Here is an 18448-nt window from a genome sequence, read left to right as displayed (position 1 = left end):
TGGGTGCCCTCCCTCGTCCTAGCCGTTAATCGTCGTCGTTGTTGTCGTCACCGGCGTCACCGGCGGGACCGTTGTCCGGCGAATCGCTGTGGTCCGGGGATTTGCCCGGCTTCGAATCCTTGCTCCCGAAGCCCTTGGCCGGATAGTAGTCGATGACGTCCTTCGTGTATTCAAGCCACAAGGGCGCGGCCAGGGTCGAGGAGTCGGGGTTGGAATAGCGCTTGCCGTTGATCTCCACGCCCTTGATCTGCGCGTTCCCATCGAAGCGGCCCGTCCAGGCAGCGGTGGCCATGCCCGTGCTGTAGCCCACGAACCAGGTGGAGGACGCGGTGTTGTTGGTGCCGGTCTTGCCGGCGATCGGCTTGTCGATGGTGCCCTTGGCGACACGGGTGCCGGCGATCCGTTTCAAGGTGCCGTTCAGGTTGGCGATGACCTGCTCGTCGATGACCTGCTCGCAGGATTCGCCGGGGACCTTATAGGAGTTTCCGGCGGCGTCGGTGACCGAGGTCAGGGCCCGGTTCTTGCAGTATTCGCCCTTATTGGCGAAGGTCGCGAACGCGGTGGCCTGGGCCAGCGGGGTGATCGGATCCGCGCCGATCACGAACGAGGGGTTGGCCCCGGTGATCGGTTTGCCGGTCGCGGCGTTCAAGAGCCCGACCCGCTCGGTGACGTCGGCGATCTTGCACAGGTCGAGCTGGGAGGCCTCGTTGACGGTCGCGGTGTTGATGGACCAGTACAGTCCGTAGTCCGCGGTCATCGGTTTGCGGAAGCCCGCGTCGAAGTTCTTCGGTTCGTAGCCGCCGTCGACGGTCACGTAGCCCTTGGGCATGCAGGAGGCCTTCCAATGGAAGTTCGCGTCGTACAGCCGGCGTTGGGCGTTGACCTTGTCCCACATATGCCGGCCGTCCTCCAGCCAGGCGATCGCGGTGTAGGGCTTCATGGTCGAGCCGCCCTGGAAGCCGTTGGTGCCGCCCATGGAGCGGCCCGCGGTGAGGTTGTAGGTCGTGTATGACGAATCGTCCGGATCCGAGCCGTACTTCTTGTTCTGGGCCATGGCCAGGATGTTGCCCGTGCCCGGTTCCACGGTGACGATGGCCGAGCCCATGTTGGAGCTGTCGTCGGCGGGAATGGTCTTCGTGGTTTCCTTTTCCGCTTCCTTCTGCAGGCGCGGATCCAAGGTGGTCTTGATGGTCAATCCCCCGCGGTAGAGCAGCGTCTCGCGTTCCTTCTTCGTCTTGCCGAAGGCCGGATCCTTCATGATCTCGTGGGAGACGTAATCGCAGAAGTAGTTCGCCGACTTGGCGGCCACGCATCCGGATTTCACGTCCTTGGGCTTCAACCCCAATTTCGTCTTCACGGCCTTGTCATATTCCTTCTTCGTGATCGAATCCGTCTTGAGCATGGCACCGAGCACGGTGTTGCGGCGCTTGAGCGTCAGATCGGGGTTCTTGATCGGATCGAAGGTGTTCGGCCGCTGGACCATCCCGGCGAGCATGGCCGACTGCTGGATGTTCAGGTCCTTGGCATGGACGGAGAAGTAGCGTTCCGCGGCGGCTTCGACACCGTAGTTGGTCCCGGAGAAGAGCACCAGGTTGAGATATCCCTGCAGGATCTCCTTCTTGGTGAATTCCTTTTCCACGGAGATCGCCAGCTTGGCCTCGCGCAGCTTATCGGCGAGGTCCTTGGTACCGGAGTAGGTGATGTCCGATTTATCGGCACCACTGAGGAACTTGGCGTTGATCAGCACGTTGTTCACGTACTGCTGGGTCAACGTGGAGGCGCCCTGCTGCGAGGAGCTGGTGAAGTTGTGCGCGGCAGCGCGGGCGATGCCGCGCAGGTCCACGCCGTTGTGCTCGTAGAAGCGTTCGTCCTCGATGGAGACGATGGCGTTCTGCATGTCCTTGGAGATCTCGTCGAGTTCGACCGGCGTGCGGTTCTCCGCGTAGAACGTGGCCAGGGTCGTCCCGTCCTTGGCCACGACCTTGGACGGCTGGGACAGCGGCTCCTGTTTCAGCTCCGCCGGCAGTGCGTCGAAGAAGTCCATCCCGATCGCTGCGGTGGAGCCGGCCACGGAGGCTGCGGGCACCAGCATTCCGGCAGCCAGGACCCCACAGAGTGCACTGACCCCGAAGAAGGCCACGATCTTGCCGAGGGTGGTTGCAGTGTTGAAGAAGGGGGACTTTCTAGACGCCATGCGGACCAGTTTAGCCGGAGGGGCTAACGTATTCGGTATGACGAAATGGGAGTATGCGACTTTACCGCTGATAATTCACGCCACGAAGCAGATCCTGGACCAATGGGGAGATGACGGTTGGGAGCTTGTCACCGTCATTCCCGGGCCCGACGGCAATGCTCCAGTGGCCTATCTCAAACGCCCCAAGCAGTAGTCCGAAAGGAAACCTGAAATCGTGGAAAACCAGCCTTCATCCGCTGTCGAACAGCGTCTTGCGGAACTCGGGATGACCCTGCCCCAGGTGGCAGCACCCGTGGCCGCCTATGTGCCTGCAGTGATCACCGGCAACCTCGTGCACACCTCGGGACAGCTGCCGTTCATTAACGGCGAACTCACAGCAAACGGAAAGGTCGGTGCGCAGGTCGACGCCGATACCGCCAAGGAACAAGCCGCCACGGCGGTGCTCAACGCCATGGCCGTGGTGAAATCGATGATCGGCGACCTCGACCGGGTCACCCGGATCGTCAAGGTCGTCGGATTCGTTTCCTCCGACCCGTCCTTCACCGGCCAGCCGGGCGTGGTGAACGGGGCGTCCGAGCTGCTGGGCACCGTCTTCGGCGATGCGGGCATTCATGCCCGGTCGGCCGTCGGCGTGGCGGCCCTGCCGCTGGACGCCTGTGTCGAAGTTGAATTGATTGCCGAATTCAGCTGATTCGTCACGACCCGTCGTCGGGGGCGTGTCCGGTCGGGGCGGGGGACCGCGTCCAGCGGAATCCGCCACACCCCGCACCGGCATGCTCCGGCGACTTTTTCCGCTCCCGCCGTCCCAATACGGGGCGGCGGAGAGTTGGATCACCTATGGCAGCCGCACCCCGCGTGCCGCCCGGAAGGCCTCGTCCGTCGTCTTGTTGAGGGACTCGCCCCGGGGGGTGGAGACCTATCTCACGTACCGCCCGGGCGGTTCCCCGCTGGGGTCGGTGGCCTTTCCCGGCGGAAGCTTCGAAGCCGGCGACGACGAGAACACCGACTGGTTCGGTCCGTCGCTGGGCTGGTGGGGCGCCCAACTGGGGGTGCTGGACCACCGCTTCGCCCGGAGCCACATCATCTGCGCGGTGCGCGAGCTCTTCGAGGAGACCGGTATCCTGCTGGCCGGTTCCGACGCCCTGTCCATCGTGGAGAACACCAACACCACCGAATGGATGCAGATCCGCGAGGCCGTCGCCGGACAGGACATTTCCTTCACCGCGATGCTGGCCAAGCGGGGGCTGGGACTGCGGACCGACCTGCTGCGTCCGCTCTCACATTGGATCAGCCCCGATTTCGCCCACCGGCGTTTCGACACCCGCTACTTCGCCGCGGCCTTGCCGCCGCAGCAACAGGCCCGCCTCCTGCAGGGCAAGGGGGTCTGGGGCGCCTGGAAGTCAGCCGCCGAGGTCCTGAAGGGCCGTGCCACCTCGTCTCTGGGTGATGAAGTCGACCAGCAGGACACCCGCGGGCAGGAACTGAGCAGGATCACCACACCCGCCGTGGAGTTCATCCTGGAGAAGGTGGCCACCACCCGCGGCACGGTGGCCTATCTCTCCCATCGCCGCCGGATGAAGTCCTACCACCCCAAGCTGACCCAGGTCGAGGGGTCCTTCTACCTCGACGTCAGCATCAGTACCGCCACGGAGGGCGGAGCCGGCGCCCGCGGACGCTGAACCGGGTCCAACGTGGCCGAGCCCTGCAGCACGGCCGGCCCGGCGCTTAAACGAACGACCCCCACCCCGGGACCCCGTCGTGGGGCGTCCCCGGTGGCGGGGGTGGAACGAGGGGCGGTGGGTACCGCCCGGAGGCTACGGCCCTAGCGCGAACGCTGGCGTAGACGCTGGATGTCCAGGATCACCACGGCGCGGGCTTCGAGCCGGAGCCAGCCACGCTGGACGAATTCCGCCAGGGCCTTGTTCACCGTCTCGCGGGAGGCCCCGACCAGCTGGGCCAGTTCCTCCTGGGTGAGTTCGTGGGCGACCAGCACCCCGTCGGTGGCCGGGCGGCCGAAACGGTCCGCCAGATCCAGCAGGGCCTTGGCCACGCGGCCGGGGACATCGGAGAACACCAGATCGGCCAGCGACTCGTTGGTCCGGCGTAGACGGCGGGCCAACGCCTGGAGCAGCTGCACCGAGACCTCCGGGGAGTTCTGCAGGACCTTGCGCAGGTTCTCGTGGCGCAGCCCGGCCAGACGGGTCTCCGACACGGCGGTTGCCGTGGCGTTGCGCGGGCTGGGGTCGAACAGGGCCATTTCCCCGAAGAGTTCACCCGGACCGAGGACGGCCAGCAGGTTCTCCCGTCCGTCCGGGGCGGTACGCCCGAGCTTGATCTTGCCCGAAACGATGAAGTAGAGCTGGTCGCCCTGATCCCCCTCGCGGAACACTGATGCCCCGCGTGACAAATCGACCTCGATCAATTCCTCGGTCAGGGCGGCGAATACTTCGTCGCTGAGCGTCGTGAATAGTGGTGCCCGGCGCAGTACCTCGATGTCCATGAATTCTCCTTGCAAGTGTGATGGCGCTTGTCCTATTGTGCCGTAGTCAGAACCGATGTGACACCTTCCACAACGATAGTGGCATGATTTCAGCCCTCAGCACCAATGTTTGACCCGGGCGTGCCCGTAGACTGATGGAGCCGTGCGGGCACCGGCGCCTGCCGGAAACCCGCCGCAGCCCCACGCGACGGTAGGAGATATTGGTGATTTTCGGGTTCAGCTGGCTCGACATCCTGCTGTTGCTGTCGTTCGTCGCCTTCCTGATCTCGGGTCTGCGCAAGGGATTGTTCGTCACCCTGGGCGGGGTGGTCGGCCTGGTGGCCGGCGGGGTCGGAGCCTTCTACGCGATCCCCTTCGTCTCCAGCTGGGTCACCACGGCCGGCTGGCGGGTCTTCTGGGTCATCGCCACCGCCGTCGTCCTGGTGCTGCTGGGACATTCCATCGGGGTGGCGGTCGGCAACCGGGTGCGCCTGCTGCTGAACTTCCCCGTCATCAAGACCTTCGACCGGCTCCTGGGCGGGATCACCAACGTCGTCGTCGCGGCCCTGGTGATCTCGGCGATCGCCTTCTCCGCCGCGAGCATGGGCCTGCCCTTCCTATCCCAACAGATCGCCTCCTCGCAGGTGATCAGCACGATCCGCAATGCCACCCCCGACCCGGTCTCCTCGGCGATGGCCAAGGCCCGCTCGGTGGTCATGGGACAGTCCATCCCCGATCTGATCGAACCCTTCGCCCCGGCCCCCGACGGGGCCGCGGCGGAGGCGGAGCCGGAAGCCATCAACACGGTGGAGGAGTCGGTGGCCAAGATCACCGGGACGGCCTTCGCCTGCGGGGTCAACCAGACCGGCAGCGGCTTCGTCGTCGCGCCGGACCGGATCCTGACCAACGCGCATGTGGTCGCTGGTATCGCCGAACCGGTGGTGAACACCGCCGACGGCCGGGCGCTCCCCGCCCGGGTGGTCCACTTCGACTCCACCCAGGATCTGGCCGTGCTGGCGGTGGACTCCCTGGGACTGGATCCGGTGAAGGAAGGCCGGGATCTATCCACCGGGGATTCGGCCACCTACATGGGCTACCCCGAAGGCGGCCCGTTCCAGGCCCGGGGCGCCATCGTCCAGTCGCTGCGCAGCATCTCGGTGCAGAACATCTACGGGGCGGACGCCTCCACCCTAGAGATCTACCAGCTCGGCGCCGACGTCCAACAGGGCAACTCCGGCGGCCCGCTGCTGGACGATGCCGGGAAACTGGTCGGGGTCATCTTCGCCAAGGCCAAGGGCGACACCGAGGTGGGATATGCGCTCTCGCTGCAGGAAGTCGGCCCGGTCCTGGAACAGGCCTCCGACTATTCCGAAACCGTGTCCACCGGGGCCTGCTCGGCGCACTGAGCCCTTCAACCGATCCAATCCAGTGTGGCCCCGTGCTGACCGGTGTAGGCCAACGGGACCGAGTCCAGGGCCAGCGTGAACCGGTCCCCCTGGACCGAGTCGACGGTCCGGCCGGCCTCATCGAGGAAGAAGTTCTCGTTGGAGAGCCACCGGCAGTCCAAGGACCTGACCGAGGCGGCGAAGCGGGCCCGGTCGGCCGGTGACAGATAGGCCAACACCGCCGAATGGAAGACGACGGCGGCATGGGTGTCCGGCACCCCGGCCACCAGCTCGGCGACCCGGTCGTTCAGGTCCCCGGCCAGCAGCGTCGGCCCTTCAGGGCCCAGGGACGCCAACCTCCCCAACGCCGCGCGCAGGGTGGCCAGCCGGTCCTCCTGCCCCGGCCAGACCAGGCATTCAAGCCAGCGGACCGTGGAGGCATCGGTGCCGTCCAGCGGGTTCAGGTCCACCCCGGTCCGCGAGGCGACCCGGGGCAGGGCCGGGGGCAACGGCGGATTCCCCGTGGTGGTGCAGCGCAACAGGGGGCTCCCGGTGCCTAGTCGGGGGCCGTCGTCGTACTCATAGGAGTAGAGGTCGGGCAGCAGGCAGAGCCCGGCGGAGGGGCCGACCTCGATCAGGGCCAGGGGCCGTTCCTCGGCCGCGGCGATCAGCCCCAGGGCCGGAAGCAGGGTGGCGCACCGGCGCGGTTCGTTGGTCTGGGTGCGCCGGGCCAGGACCACCTCGGCGACCTCGGACCAGCGGTCGCGCAGGAACCGGGCCAGGGTGTCGGCGTCCTGGTCCGGACAGCCCAGGAAACGGCTGGCCGCGAACACCAGATTGGGTTGGCGTTTGGCCGCCGGCAGGGTCGCCACCAGTGCGGCCAGCTCCCGGTCGGCGGCGACCCGGGAAGCCCAGGCGGCATAGAGCGGTGAATGTCCGGCGAACCAGTGCCGGGCGAACTGGTCGTAGATGGCCGCGGTCGCTGCCACCGGCTCGTGCGTTTCCTCCATGGGCTGCTCCTGCCTGGTGGGGGTCCTTCAGCTCAGGGTAGACCGGCGAGCTGGTCGATGGCATACCCATATCCATTGAGGCCCGCCCCGATGATGATCGCGGTGGCGACGGGGGAGATGAAGGAATGATGACGGAATTCCTCCCGGGCGTGGACGTTGGACAGGTGGACCTCGACCACCGGAAGCCCGACCGCCGAGATGGCATCGGCGATCGCCACCGAGGTATGGGTGTAGGCCCCGGCATTGAGGACGATGCCCGACGCCGTATCGCGGGCCGCCTGGATGGCATCGACGAGCACGCCCTCGTGGTTGGACTGCAGGAAATCGGCCGCCAGGCCATGTGCGGCGGCCCGGTCCCGGCACAGGGCCTCGACGTCGGCCAGGGTCGCGGTGCCGTAGATCCCCGGTTCGCGGGTTCCGAGCAGGTTCAGGTTCGGCCCGTTCAGGACCAGGACGCGGCGGGGTTCCGAAGTGGTGACAGTCATGCCCTCATTAAACCCCCACGCCCCGCCTACACATGGTGTATGACGGGGCGTGGCAGCAACAGTGTCCCGGCGGGGCGGAAAGTCCCCGCCGGGACCGGGTGGATCAGTGGCGCACGGAATCAGCGATTTCCTGCATCACCGAGGCGTCCGCCAAGGTGCTGGAATCCCCGACCTCACGACCCTCGGCGACGTCCTTGAGCAGGCGGCGCATGATCTTGCCCGACCGGGTCTTGGGCAGCTCGGGGACCACGAAAATATCGCGGGGTTTGGCGATCGGGCCGATCTGCTTGCCCACGTGGCTGCGCAGCAACTGCACGACGTCCTCCCCGTTGCGTGCTTCGCGCTGGAGGATGACGAAGGCGTAGACGGCCTCCCCGGTGGTTTCGTCCTTCGCCCCGACGACGGCGGCCTCGGCCACCAGGTCGCTGGACACCAGCGAGGACTCGATCTCGGTGGTGGAGAGCCGGTGGCCCGAGACGTTCATGACGTCGTCGACCCGGCCCAGCAGCCAGAGGTCGCCGTCCTCGTCGCGTTTGGCCCCGTCGCCGGCGAAGTACATGCCGTCGAAGCGGGACCAGTAGGTGTCCTTATAGCGCTGCATATCGCCCCAGATGCCGCGCAGCATGGCCGGCCAGGGGTCGCGGATGACCAGGTAGCCGCCCTCGCCGTTGGCCACCGCTTCGCCGTTCTCGTCGACCACGTCGATGTTGATGCCCGGGACCGGGACCTGGGCCGACCCCGGCTTGGCCGCCGTGACGCCCGGAAGCGGGGCGATCATGTGGGCGCCGGTTTCGGTCTGCCACCAGGTATCGACGATCGGCGTCGGATTCTCCTTGCGCTCCCCGTTGGCCCCGGCATTGGAACCGATGACATCGCGGTACCACATCCAGGCTTCGGGGTTGATCGGTTCGCCCACCGACCCCAGCACGCGCAGCGAGGAGAGGTCGTAGCCGTCGGGGATGTCGCGGCCCCATTTCATCATGGTGCGGATCGCGGTGGGGGCGGTGTACAGGATGGAGACGCCGTACTTCTGCACGATCTCCCACCAGCGGCCCTGGTGCGGGCTGTCGGGGGTGCCCTCGTAGATGATCTGGGTGGCACCGTTGAGCAGCGGGCCGTAGGTGACGTAGCTGTGGCCGGTCACCCAGCCGATGTCGGCGGTGCACCAGAAGACATCCGATTCGGGGTGCAGGTCGAAGGTGTCGCGGTGGGTGACGGCGTTCTGCACCAGATAGCCGCCGGTGGTGTGGATGATCCCCTTCGGCTTGCCGGTGGTCCCCGAGGTGTAGAGGACGAAGAGCGGGTGCTCGGAGTCATGGCCTTCGGCGACATGCTCGGGCTCGGCGGTGGCCACGACGTCGTCCCACCACACATCGAGTCCCTCGGTCCAGGCGACGTCTTCGCCGTTGCGCTTGACCACCAGGACGTTCTGCACCGAGCCGGCGCAACCGGCCACCGCCTCGTCGACGGCCGGCTTCAGCGTGCTGGGCTTGCCCCGGCGCCAGGTCCCGTCGGCGGTGACGACCAGCTTGGCTTCGGCGTCGTCGATGCGGCTGCGCAGGGCGTCGGCCGAGTAGCCGCCGAAGACGACCGAGTGGATCGCGCCGATGCGGGCGCAGGCCAGCATGGTGATGACGGCCTCGGGGATCATCGGCAGGTAGACGGCGACGCGGTCGCCCTTGCCCACGCCCAACGAGCCGAAGGCGTTGGCGGCCCGCTTCACCTCGGCGGTGAGCTCGGCGTAGGTGTAGCGGCGGGTATCGCCGGGTTCGCCTTCGAAGTGGATGGCGACCCGGTCGCCGTGGCCGGCTTCGACGTGCCGGTCCAGGGCGTTGTAGGCGGCGTTGACCTTGCCTCCGACGAACCACTTCGCGACCGGGGCTTCGGACCAGTCGAGGGTTTCGGTGAAGTCGGTCTCCCAGGTCAAGGCCTCCCGGGCCCGATCGGCCCAATAACCCAGCCGGTCCTCGGCTGCGCGCTGGTACAACTCCTCGCGGGCCACCGCCTGGGCCGCGAATTCGGCGCTCGGCGCGAAGCTGCGGTCCTCATGGGAGAGGTTATCGAGGGTGGAGTGCTTGTCCGACACGGTGCGGATCCTTTCGGCGCGGAATTAAGTGCTGTGAGTCAGGTTACAACCGATCGCCGCTCGTGGTGGCCTCGATCACGCAGTGAGACGCCCACCGTGCGGATTCTGCGGTGAACGGTAGCCCCGAGGCGCCCCGGAGGCTGAAATGGCGTCGGAAAGGGTGCGGCGTTGGCCGTCCCCCGCCGATAGGCTGGGACCCACAGTCGATTGCAGACCGTCACGAAGTGGGCGGCGAAAGGAGTCATCGTGGCTAGTTCCTCCGCCGATTCGTCGGGGGCCGCCCCGGCCCTGGCCGGTCCCTTCACCCTGCGCGAAGTCGTGGTGATGGCCGGTGCCTTGCTGCTGCTGGTGGGATCCGTGTTGCCGTTCCAGATCGGCGCCGGCTCCTATGCCAACGTCTGGAACCATCAGACGACCGCCTTCAACCAGTTCATCTCGCTGGCCCTGCCGCTGATCATCGGCGGGGCGTTCGCCTGGCGCCGGCTCGCCGGCAGGACCAAGGTGACCGCTGGTTCCCTCACCCTGGACCAGCTGGGTTCGGTGGTGTCCCTGCTGGGGATCCTGTACTTCTTCATCTCGTCGGTGATGTCGATGAACCCGGCGTTCCTACTGGGACTGGTTGGCGCACTGGTCATGGCCGCAGGCACGACGGCGGCCCCCTACATTCCCGGGTTCGTGCTTGATTTCGCGCCCGGTCAGACGGCCCTGCTGACCCGTCCGATCCGCCCCAGCGCCCCCCGCGCCGACACCCGGCCCGCGGAGTCGAACGCCCCGGCTGCGGCCACCCCGTCCGCCACCGGAACGGAACCGTCCACCGCGGACCGGCCGCACGATCCGACGGCGGAGGCCACGGTGGCGACCGCACTGGCCGCCGGACACAGCACGACGCCCGAACCGGTTCCGGGTGCCTGGCCGGTATCCGCGGACGCCGACCGGGCCGCCGACACCACGGACGGCGTGGACCCGCAGCCCGCCGCGGCAGAACCCGATGAGCCCGAGGAGCCCGAGGCGCACGAAGGACCCGAGGCACCCGCAGCGTCGGAGCCGTCCGAGCCCGCCGGAGGAGGCGAGGAACCTGAGGCAGCGGGACCCTCCACCGATGCGGGGGCCCTGCCGGTCGTCGCCGATCGCCGGTCCCCGGCCGTCGAGGAGGACATCGTGGGAACCCCGGCAGCGCAGGAACCCGCCGCCGAAGCCCCGGCACCGCAGACGACCGTGCATCCGGTGGCCGCCGGCAGCGACACCGCCACCCGGCAGGACGCCGAACAGTCCTTCGCCGCCACCAGCGGAGGGAACGCCGCGGCCTCCACGGCCTTCTGGTTCGCCGTCCCCGACCGCCGCACCGCGGTCAACGAAGCCACCGGCCGCAACTCCTTCGTCCTGGAACCGGGGGAGTGGATCCTGGCCCTGGAGGACCGTGGATATGAATTCCTCGTCCAGACCTCCGACGGTGCGGTCGGGGTCCTGCGCGATCTGAGCCGGATCGAGCGAGCCTGACCGTGACCGCCGAGCGCCCCCTGAAGGCGACGCCCCGTGACCGGGAAACGATGATCGGGCTCAAACGCCGGGCCCGGAAGATCAACCGGGTCCTGGCCGAAACCTACCCCTATGCCGTCCCCGAACTGGACTTCGAGAACGCCTTCGAACTCATCATCGCCACGGTCCTGTCCGCCCAGACCACCGATGTGCGGGTAAACGCGGCCACCCCGGCGCTCTTCGCCGCCTACCCGGACCCGCTGTCCCTTTCCGAGGCCCAGCTCGAGGACGTCCAGGAGCTGGTGCGCTCCACCGGGTTCTACCGGACCAAGGCCAGCAACATCATCGCGCTGGCCCGGGCCGTGGTCGACGAGTACGACGGCGTGGTCCCCTCTCGTCTCGAGGATCTGGTCACCCTGCCGGGGGTCGGGCGCAAGACGGCCAACGTGGTGCTCGGCAATGCGTTCGGCCTCCCGGGCATCACCGTGGACACCCACTTCCTGCGGTTGGCCCGCCGACTGGGGTGGACCCTGGAAACCGATCCGGTCAAGGTCGAGCATGCCGTCGGGGAGCTCTTCGAAAAACGTGATTGGACGATGCTCTCGCATCGGATCGTCTTCCATGGCAGGCGCATCTGCCATGCCAGGAAGCCGGCCTGCGGCCAATGCCCGATCGCCACGTTGTGCCCGTCCTACGGGGAAGGGGAAGTCGACCCGGTGAAGGCGGCGAAACTGCTGAAATATGAGCTGGCGCCCGGACGTGAGGACCTGCTGGATTTGATGCGGTCGGGCACATCGCGGCGCGAACTGCGGGCGCTGGGCTTCGGGTTGGGCGCATGAACGCTCGGCAGACCAACGGCCAGGCGGCCCCCGGACGGCAGGTGACATCGGGGCTGGCGCGCGAGGACCTGCTGGAGGTGATCGAACGCCACCGTCCGATGGCCGAAGCCGGTGACGCGGGGGTCAGCAAGATGCCCTCCTCGTGGATGTTCGATGGCATGGACCACTCCCGGGCCCGCCGGGCCGCGGTGCTGATCCTTTTCGGGCGGTTGGACGACATCGATGCGACGGCGGCACCGCTGACCGCACCCGCGGATCTGGACGTGCTGTTCGTCGAAAGGGCGGCGACCCTGCGCAATCATCCGGGACAGGTCGCCTTTCCCGGCGGGGCCATCGACGACACCGATTCCTCCAGCCGGGCGGCGGCGCTGCGCGAGGCCGAGGAGGAGACCGGGCTGGACCCGGAAGGCGTGGAGATCCTGGGGCAGCTGCCGCCGGCCGAACTTCCCGTCACCAACTTCGTGGTGACCCCCGTGCTGGGCTGGTGGAAGCTGCCCTGCGAGGTCTTTGCCGTCGACCAGGGGGAATCGGCCTCCGTGTTCCGTGCCCCCGTCGCGGATCTGGTGGATCCACGGAACCGGCTGAGCATCGAAGTCAGCCGCAGAGGCCAGCAGCACCGGTCGCCGGCTTTCGACCTGCAGGGCCGGCTCATCTGGGGGTTCACCGGGATCGTGTTGTCCCGGCTGCTCGACGACCTGGGATGGTCCCTTCCCTGGGATCCGTCCAGGACCAGACCCCACCCGTTCTCCTGATCGGAGGGGCTCAGTCGGCGTCGGCGTAGGATTCCACGACGGTGACCCCGACGGGGAACTGCACCGGGACGGTGCCGAAGAGCAGTGTTGCCGCCCGCTCGGCGGCCTCCTGGACCATCACCGAGACCCGTTCGGCCGCTTCGCGGGGGACATGGAGCATCACTTCGTCGTGCAGGAAGAAGACCAGTGCGCCGTCGTCCCGTCCAGCGGCCCGGGCGGCCCGCAACCGCAGGCGGATCTCGGCCAGCCAGCACAGGGCCCACTCCGCGGCGGTTCCCTGGACCACGAAGTTCCGGGTGAACCGCCCCCGGGCCCGGGCCGCCGCATCGGCCCGGCGTTGTTCCTCGGCGGAGGCGGCACGCTGCCCGGTGAGCCAGGCCTGCGAGGCAGCGGGGGAACCACGGCCCAGGAAGGTCTGCACGGACCCGCCGGATTCCCCGGTCCGGGCGGCCCGTTCCAGCACCCCGATGGCCTGCGGGAACGTCCGGGTCAGCTGCGGCATGAGGCGTCCGGCCTCACCGGTGGTGGAGCCATACATGGCCCCGAGCATCGCGATCTTGGCGTGGGCACGATCCCCGCCGAACCCCTTTTCCGCGATGCCCTGGTAGAGGTCCTGCCCCCGGGCGGCCTCCGCCAGCGGGGTATCGCGACCCAGGACGGCCAGGATGCGCGGTTCCAGCTGGGCGGCGTCGGCGACGACCAGCAGATGCCCGGGGTCGGCCCGGGCGGCATCGCGGATGGTGTGCGGAATCTGCAATGCCCCACCGCCGCGCGACGCCCACCGTCCGGTGACCACCCCGCCGACCACGTACTCGGGCCGGAAACGGCCCTCATGGATCCACTCGTCCAACCAGACCCACCCGTTGGCCGAATGCAGCCGCGAGAGCTTCTTATAGCGTTGCAGGACCTCCAGGGCCGGGTGGGAGAAGTCGCGCAACTCCCACTGGCCGGTGCTCTTGGCGTCCACGCCCACGCGGTGCAGGGCCTTCAGCAATTCGTGGGGGGAGTCCGGGTTCAGTCCCGGGGCGCCCAAGGCGGCACGCAGCTCGGCAGCGACCTCCTCCATCCGCGGCGGACGGACCCCGGGGGCGGGGCGGGGACCCAGCTGGTCGACCAGGAGCTGTTCGTGGACCCCGCGGTTCCACGGAATGCCCTGGTGCTGCATCTCCGCGGCCACCAGGGCACCGGCGGATTCGGCGGCCAAGAGCAATTGGAGCCGACGCCCCGGCTGGCTGCCGGGTACGGCACGCTGCTGTTCCCGGAATTCTGCGGTGACGGCCTCGATGGAGGTCTGATCGTCCTTCGGCTCGGAAAAGAGCGCCCCCTGGTTCTCCGGCACCCGGGCCGGCGGCAGGGACCAGGCGGGTTCGCCGCCGTCGTCCCCCGCGGCCCCGTCCGCCCGCAGGGAAGCCAGATATTCGGTGTTCGTCGCGGCCGGGGCATGACGCAGGATGGTGCGGTTCAGGCTCAGGTCACTGGCCCGCTCCACGGTGCACCCGGCGGCCAGCAGGCCCGGGTACCAGTCGCTGGTGCGCCCCCAGACCCAGCGCAGCCGCCGTGGCCCCAGTTCCTGGACGGCACCGGCCAATTGGTCACGGAGCAGGACGACGGGGTCGGCCTCGGCGACACCGGACCCATCCAATAACTGCACGACGGCGGTGGCCGCCCCCTGGTCGGGGGCCGCCTGGGCGGTGGAATGGGTGGCAAGGACTGCATAACCGGGCACCGTCCCATTCTGACAGGGACACCGGAGCCGACGGGCCCTGCACAGCCGGTGTCGGAAGGCAGCGGCCCGCGCAGCGTCCACAACGGGCGGGGCGGGGCCCTGCCGTGGCCGGGGCCCGCGGCACGGTGGGCTCATGGACCAGTCGCCAGCCTTCACCCCGTCGGCCCCACCCACCGGCGCTGCCGTCCGGGAGGTGGGCCAGCCCACCCGGCCGATGCCACCGGCCGGGCGCGAGGAGGCCGGCGGGGGTGAATCGGCGGGCACCGGCTGTCTCCTGGTGACCCGCGATGAGCAGCTGGCCGATCACGTGGCCCTCATCGCTGCCGCGTGCGGGGTGGTCCTGCTGCTCCACCGAAGCGTTCCGGAAGCGGTGCCGGAGGGATGTTCCATGGTCTTGCTGGGCCCCGATGCCGCACCGGAGTGCCCGGCCGGAGGATTCCGGGTTCCGGTGGTCCTGATCGGGTTCGTCCGTGACGGTGAGGACCTCTGGCGGGCCGCGGCCCGGGACCCGGGATCCCGGGTGGCGGTGCTGCCCGAGGCAGCAGCCTGGCTGGGGGAGTATCTCGGGGAACGGGCCCTGCATTCGGGGCGGGGACGGGTCACCGTGTTCTCCGGGGCCACCGGGGGTGCCGGCACCACCACCTTGGCCGTGCTCGCCGCGGTGGGAGCCGCCCGCCGCGGTGTCCGGAGCCTGCTGGTGGATGCGGATCCGCATAGCCGGGGGTTGTGGCCACTGCTGGGCCGGCCGGCGGTTTCCGGGGTTGGCTGGGAGGACTTCATGCGCTCGAGGGGCCGCATCGCCCCCGGGCATCTTGCCGAGGTCCTGCCCTCCAGCGAGGGCACCACCGTGCTGACCTGGACCGGGGGCCTGCCGGCACCGGTCCCGCCGGCGATGGTGAACGAGGTCATCGCCGCCTCGCGCAGGACCTTCGATACGGTCGTGGTCGATGCCGGCAGGACTGCAGGGGTGGATCAGACACTGTCCTCGCTGGCGGACTCGGTCATCGTGGTGGCCCCGGGTACCATGACCGGCACCGGACCACCGGTGCCCGGTGACGGGCCTGCCCACCGAAGCCCCTGCCGCCTGGTGGTCACCGGACGCCTGCCCACCGGGGTCGATGCCGGCCGGCTGGCCTCCGCCACGGGGCTGGAACTGCTGGGATACGTCCCCGCAAGCGCCGCATTCTCCGCGGCGGCCGGGGAAGGACGGCTGGGTGGGGTGCTCACGCGCCGCCGGTTGCGCCGTCGACTCGCCGGCATCGTGGGGTGGTCCCTCCCGCCTGTGGACGACCCGGCAGACACCGGACCGGTGGCCTCATGAGCCTCAACGGGTCGCCCGCCGCCGGGGCCCGGGACCAGCCCACCGGTCGGCGTCGCTGGGATCCGCGGGCCGCGGCCCGGTCCGGTGGTCCGGACCTCGACGAACGCCTGCTCGAAGAGGTGCGGCGACGGGCCCTGGGCGGGGCCGGACCGTTGACCGGAGCGGATCTGGCCGACGCGGTCCGGGCCTCGGGACTGGTGGTCGGCAGCAGTAGTGCGGCCCAGGTCATCCGCCTGCTCCAGGAGGACCTGCAGGGTCTGGGCCCCTTGCAGGCCATCGCCGATGAACCGGGCACCACCGATGTCCTCGTCGACGCCGAGGGACGGGTCTGGCGGGACGGCGAGGAGGGGTTGTGCCGGACCGCGTTGCATTTCACCGACCCCGAACGGATCAGGGCCCTGGCCGTGAGGTTGGCCGCCTCGGGAGGGCGGAGGCTGGACGGGGCCCAACCCTTCGCCGACGTCGTCGTGGGACGCTACCGCATCCATGTGGTCCTGCCTCCCATCTCCACCGGCGGCCCCCTGATCTCGGTGAGGATCAGACCAGGTCGGTCCGCGGGACTGGAAGCGCTCCTGCCCGGGGGCACGTCCAACCCCTGGCATCCGGTGTTGCTCGCCGTGGTCCGGGCCCGGCTGAACTTCCTGGTCAGCGGGGGCACCGGCAGCGGCAAGACCACGCTGCTCGGGGCGCTGCTGGGGGAATCGGAACCCACCGAGAGGCTGCTGATCGTGGAGGACGCCCGGGAACTGGAACCAGACCATCCCCATGTGGTGGGCCTGCAATGCCGGACCGGGAACATCGAGGGGGCCGGGGCGGTGGGGATGACCGAACTGGTCCGGCAGGCCCTGCGCATGCGCCCGGACCGGTTGGTGGTGGGGGAATGCCGCGGTGCCGAAGTCAGCGACTTCCTCACCGCCATGAACACGGGGCACGACGGCGCCGGCGGCACGGTGCATGCCAGTTCCGCCGCCGCGGTCCCCGCACGGCTGGCGGCCCTGGCGGCCCTGTCGGGAATGACCGGCACCGCGCTCGCCGTCCAGACCGGCAGCGCCCTGGACCTGGTCATCCACATGGGCCGGATCGGAGGACGCCGCACCCCGCTGGAATTGGGGCGGCTGGTCCCCGACGGGCACGGGTTCCTCACGGTCTCTCCGGTGCTGCACCCAGGGACCGATCAGGCCCTGCGGCCGGGACCTTCGGCCCCATGGTTGGCCGGACTGTTGGCCGAAAGGTCGATCCCATGTCCCTGGTGATCCTCGCCGGCAGCGTGTTGGCCGGGCTCGCCTGCTGGTTCCTGCCGACCAGCCGGTCGCTGCCTTCCGTCCCCGCAGCCGCTGCGGGACGGCCCGCTGCCGCGAGGAGGACGCAGGAGCCCGGAGCCGGCGGAGACCCGGGCAGGAAACGCCGATGGTTCCATCGCCCCGGCCCGGCATCGGGGGCGGGGCTGGACGACCACGTCGAAATGATGCGCCAACTGGCCGCCTTGCTGCGTTCGGGGCGCCACCCGGGGGAAGCCTGGCTGCTGCTGGAATCCAGCTGGGACCTGAGGATCCCGCACGCCGGGGAAGCCGGAAGACCAGCCGGCGGGTCCGCTGTGGGAGGCAGGGGCCCACGGGCCGGTGGCGCTGCCGGCGCCCGGGACATCGTGTCGGGATGTCGGGCCGCCCGGATCTGCCAGGAAACCGGTTCGGGGTCTTCGGCGGGAATCGAACGCCATCTGCGTGACCGGCCGGAATTCCGGCACGCCTGGCAGCGGCTGTTGTGGTGCATCAGCCTCTCGGAGTCCACGGGGGCCGCGTTGGGCGATCTGCTGCACCGCCTGGCCGACCAGCTTGAAGCCGAACAGGACCGTCGCCGGGCCCTCGAGGCTGCCTTGGCCGGACCACGGATGACGCAGAAGCTGCTGGCCTGGTTGCCTGCCCTGGGATTGGGGTTGGCCCAACTCATGGGGGCGGACCCCCTCGGAACACTCACCGGAACCGATCTGGGACGGATGTGCCTGGTGGCCGGGGGTGGACTCTGGTGGGCCAACGCGCTGTGGAGCAGGCATCTATTGGGGCCGCCCCGGCCGCATCGGCGCCGGGGGCGCACCCGGGGGGCGGGACGGAGCCGGTGATGGTCCTGGTTGCCGCGCTCCTGGCCGGGATGACGGCCTGGTGGTCATTGGCCGTCCGGCGCGGCCCGTGGGCCGGACCCGGCCCCGCCGCCGGCCCAGCGACAGGGGCCGGGAAGCAGGCCTCCGGAGCCGGGGACCAGCACCCGACGACCGCGGATGTTCCGCTGTTGCTGGAACTGGCCGCGACCTTGCTCGACGCCGGGCTTCCGGTCAACGGGGTCCTGGCGACCCTGGCGCGTGAGGTGGCCCCCTGCCGGGGGTTGCAGCCGGTGGTCCGATGCCTGGACCTGGGCATCGACTGGCAGCGGGCCTGGCAAGCCGCCCCCGCGGAGCTGCTCGGAATCGGTGAGGCGTTGGCCTTCGCCCACCTCACCGGGGCGGCCACGTCGGGCCTGCTCCGTTCCGCCGCGGACCAGGCCCGACGGAGCGAGGCCAGGAGAACGGAGAAGGAAGCGGCCGAACTGGGCGTGAAGATGGTCATCCCGCTGGGCGTCTGCGCACTACCGGCCTTCATCTGCCTCGGGATCGTTCCCGTGGTCATGGCCCTGCTCCCGGCGCTGGGCTAGCCGGACGGGCGTC

At 69.1% G+C, this 18448-nt stretch carries 16 protein-coding genes; 10 read left to right on the top strand and 6 right to left on the bottom strand.

The features are described 5' to 3' along the window. Positions 1-25 precede the first annotated feature (25 nt). On the bottom strand, positions 26-2194 hold the full coding sequence (locus ACT3S6_RS01570) for a transglycosylase domain-containing protein (protein ID WP_444553396.1): 2169 nt from the start codon (positions 2192-2194) through the stop codon (positions 26-28). Positions 2195-2459: 265 nt separating this feature from the next. On the opposite strand from ACT3S6_RS01570, the gene ACT3S6_RS01565 reads away from it, so the two are divergent. Continuing rightward, positions 2460-2885, top strand: a complete 426-nt coding sequence (locus ACT3S6_RS01565) for a RidA family protein (protein WP_444553431.1) — start codon at positions 2460-2462, stop codon at positions 2883-2885. 82 nt (positions 2886-2967) lie between these two features. Next, the gene (locus ACT3S6_RS01560) at positions 2968-3873 is read left to right on the top strand and encodes an NUDIX hydrolase (protein ID WP_444553395.1); all 906 of its coding nucleotides are present in this window, start codon (positions 2968-2970) and stop codon (positions 3871-3873) included. A 143-nt stretch (positions 3874-4016) separates the two neighbouring features. On the opposite strand, the gene ACT3S6_RS01555 is transcribed toward ACT3S6_RS01560, so the two are convergent. After that, positions 4017-4694 carry a Crp/Fnr family transcriptional regulator gene (locus ACT3S6_RS01555; protein ID WP_444553394.1) on the bottom strand — a complete coding sequence of 226 codons (678 nt, stop codon included), beginning with the start codon at positions 4692-4694 and terminating at the stop codon, positions 4017-4019. A gap of 203 nt (positions 4695-4897) precedes the next feature. On the opposite strand from ACT3S6_RS01555, the gene ACT3S6_RS01550 reads away from it, so the two are divergent. Continuing rightward, positions 4898-6079, top strand: a complete 1182-nt coding sequence (locus ACT3S6_RS01550) for a MarP family serine protease (RefSeq protein ID WP_444553393.1) — start codon at positions 4898-4900, stop codon at positions 6077-6079. A 5-nt stretch (positions 6080-6084) separates the two neighbouring features. On the opposite strand, the gene ACT3S6_RS01545 is transcribed toward ACT3S6_RS01550, so the two are convergent. The 3 genes from ACT3S6_RS01545 to acs all read right to left on the bottom strand — a co-directional run bounded on the left by ACT3S6_RS01545 (position 6085) and on the right by acs (position 9639). Continuing rightward, complete coding sequence (locus tag ACT3S6_RS01545; RefSeq protein ID WP_444553392.1) at positions 6085-7068, bottom strand: DUF2332 domain-containing protein; 984 nt, start codon at positions 7066-7068, stop codon at positions 6085-6087. A 32-nt stretch (positions 7069-7100) separates the two neighbouring features. After that, entirely contained in the window at positions 7101-7553 is a 453-nt protein-coding gene (gene aroQ, locus ACT3S6_RS01540; protein ID WP_444553391.1) for a type II 3-dehydroquinate dehydratase, read from the bottom strand. Between the two features lie 103 nt (positions 7554-7656). Continuing rightward, positions 7657-9639 carry an acetate--CoA ligase gene (acs, locus tag ACT3S6_RS01535; protein WP_444553390.1) on the bottom strand — a complete coding sequence of 661 codons (1983 nt, stop codon included), beginning with the start codon at positions 9637-9639 and terminating at the stop codon, positions 7657-7659. A 246-nt stretch (positions 9640-9885) separates the two neighbouring features. On the opposite strand from acs, the gene ACT3S6_RS01530 reads away from it, so the two are divergent. The 3 genes from ACT3S6_RS01530 to ACT3S6_RS01520 are packed head-to-tail and all read left to right on the top strand — an operon-like array spanning position 9886 to position 12706. Next, the gene (locus ACT3S6_RS01530) at positions 9886-11136 is read left to right on the top strand and encodes a hypothetical protein (RefSeq protein WP_444553389.1); all 1251 of its coding nucleotides are present in this window, start codon (positions 9886-9888) and stop codon (positions 11134-11136) included. 50 nt (positions 11137-11186) lie between these two features. Continuing rightward, entirely contained in the window at positions 11187-11954 is a 768-nt protein-coding gene (nth, locus tag ACT3S6_RS01525) for an endonuclease III (protein WP_444553430.1), read from the top strand. Beyond that, entirely contained in the window at positions 11951-12706 is a 756-nt protein-coding gene (locus ACT3S6_RS01520; protein ID WP_444553388.1) for an NUDIX hydrolase, read from the top strand. The genes nth and ACT3S6_RS01520 overlap by 4 nt, the downstream gene beginning before the upstream one ends. A 10-nt stretch (positions 12707-12716) precedes the next feature. Here the strand turns inward: ACT3S6_RS01520 and ACT3S6_RS01515 are convergent, their stop codons facing one another. Next, on the bottom strand, positions 12717-14432 hold the full coding sequence (locus ACT3S6_RS01515; RefSeq protein WP_444553387.1) for a bifunctional 3'-5' exonuclease/DNA polymerase: 1716 nt from the start codon (positions 14430-14432) through the stop codon (positions 12717-12719). Positions 14433-14565: 133 nt separating this feature from the next. Here ACT3S6_RS01515 and ssd point away from each other — a divergent pair, with 133 nt between their 5' ends. Genes ssd through ACT3S6_RS01495 form a run of 4 tightly spaced genes read left to right on the top strand, consistent with a single transcriptional unit; the run spans position 14566 to position 18435 of the window. Next, positions 14566-15753, top strand: a complete 1188-nt coding sequence (gene ssd, locus ACT3S6_RS01510; RefSeq protein ID WP_444553386.1) for a septum site-determining protein Ssd — start codon at positions 14566-14568, stop codon at positions 15751-15753. After that, the gene (locus tag ACT3S6_RS01505; protein WP_444553385.1) at positions 15750-17006 is read left to right on the top strand and encodes a TadA family conjugal transfer-associated ATPase; all 1257 of its coding nucleotides are present in this window, start codon (positions 15750-15752) and stop codon (positions 17004-17006) included. Before ssd ends, ACT3S6_RS01505 begins: the two co-directional genes overlap by 4 nt. Then, entirely contained in the window at positions 16994-17869 is an 876-nt protein-coding gene (locus tag ACT3S6_RS01500) for a type II secretion system F family protein (protein ID WP_444553384.1), read from the top strand. The genes ACT3S6_RS01505 and ACT3S6_RS01500 overlap by 13 nt, the downstream gene beginning before the upstream one ends. Beyond that, on the top strand, positions 17869-18435 hold the full coding sequence (locus tag ACT3S6_RS01495) for a type II secretion system F family protein (protein WP_444553383.1): 567 nt from the start codon (positions 17869-17871) through the stop codon (positions 18433-18435). Before ACT3S6_RS01500 ends, ACT3S6_RS01495 begins: the two co-directional genes overlap by 1 nt. Positions 18436-18448: the final 13 nt, after the last annotated feature.

Source organism: Arthrobacter sp. AOP36-C1-22 (assembly GCF_052377515.1).
Taxonomy (GTDB): domain Bacteria; phylum Actinomycetota; class Actinomycetes; order Actinomycetales; family Micrococcaceae; genus Arthrobacter_H.
This window is presented reverse-complemented; position numbering and strand designations above follow the sequence as displayed.